Source organism: Arthrobacter sp. ov407, assembly GCF_900102895.1.
Lineage (GTDB): Bacteria > Actinomycetota > Actinomycetes > Actinomycetales > Micrococcaceae > Arthrobacter.
Genome location: NZ_FNGD01000027.1, coordinates 1 through 1359 on the forward strand (window position 1 = coordinate 1; position 1359 = coordinate 1359).

General features: G+C 64.2%; 1 protein-coding gene. It reads left to right on the forward strand.

Going from position 1 to position 1359, the window contains the following annotated elements; all coding sequences use genetic code 11:
- Positions 1 to 357 precede the first annotated feature (357 nt).
- Positions 358 to 1179: an HAD-IIA family hydrolase gene (locus BLS42_RS19835; protein WP_090584061.1), complete on the forward strand. Its 822-nt coding sequence runs from the start codon at positions 358 to 360 to the stop codon at positions 1177 to 1179.
- Positions 1180 to 1359 lie beyond the last annotated feature (180 nt).

Below are 1359 nucleotides of genomic sequence, written 5' to 3' on the forward strand. Positions count from 1 at the left end.
GCCCTGGTCAGCTTCCCGCTCGCCTTCGTCATCGCCGCGATCATGGTCGCCCTGTTCATGGCCTACTACTTCGCCGTCGGCCGCAAACGCGTCGGGAACTACACCGCCGAAGAAGAACTCGCCCTGACCGACCACGCCCTGACCGAAGCCTGACCCAACAAGCCCGACCCAACAGGCCCGACCCAACAGGCCCGACCGCCCGGCGGGGGCCGCAGCAACCACAGCAGCCCCCGCCAGGCACCGCACCACCGCCCTACCGCACAAAAAATTCAACAAGACCACATTCACAACTTGAGTCGTTAGACGTCTAACGTTATATTTATATACATGCTCCACTGGAGCGAAAGGAGGGCAAAGATGCCCGTTGAACTATTGGCCAAAGAAGTTAGCCGGCCCGGGACGGCCCCGCTGTACCGGGGCTACGCTTTCGACCTGGATGGCACGCTCTATCTCGGAGATAATCTCATCGAAGGCGCAGACGTCGTAGTGGCAGCGCTTCGCGAATCCGGGGCTCGGGTGGTGTTTGTGACCAACAAACCCCTCGAGACCGCCGACGCCTACGCGGCGAAGCTGACCAAGCTGGGTATCCCGGCAATTGCGGAAGACGTGATCTCCGCGCTCGACGCCCTTACCTTGTACCTGACCGGCCGCCACCTCGGGGCACGGATCCTGGCCGTGGGCGAGCCGGTCCTGATCGAGTCGCTGCGCCGCGCCGGGTTCACCCTGACCGAAAACCCTGCGGAGACCGACGTCGTGGTCGTGTCCTTCGACCGGACCTTCGACTACGACAAACTGACCAGGGCATACCAGGCGGTCAACGCCGGCGCCGTCATCGTGGCCACGAACCCCGACCCGTACTGCCCCACCCCCGACGGCGGCCTCCCCGATTGCGCAGCCATGCTCGCAGCCATCGAGGCCTGCACCGGCGGCCGCGCCGAGGCGATTGTCGGCAAGCCGAGCGTCCACATGGCAAACGCCTTCCTGGACCGGCTTGGCGTCCCCGCCAACGAGGCGGTGATGGTCGGTGACCGGCTATTGACCGACGTCGCCATGGGCCTGAACGCGGGCATGGCCTCGGCCCTCGTGATGTCCGGAGCGACGACGAATGACCATCTCGCCGCCTCAACGATTCACCCAACCCACGTCCTCGACGACGTCCGCGGGCTCATCGCAGCCTGACCGCGCCGGGGCAGCAAGTGCCTACCAAGCCCAACCCTCAACCCCCAACCCCAAATACGTTTCACCCACCACCCAGAAGGAACACGAACAATGTCTGAATTCATCTTCATGCTCACCCACAACGACCGCACCGTCGACAACGCCCTCGAGGTCCTCGAGCAGGTCAAGGACACCGGGCTG

Bases quoted from the DNA above. Each gene is read 5' to 3' on its own strand.
- BLS42_RS19835 (WP_090584061.1), top strand. From the start codon at position 358: ATGCCCGTTGAACTATTGGCCAAAGAAGTTAGCCGGCCCGGGACGGCC.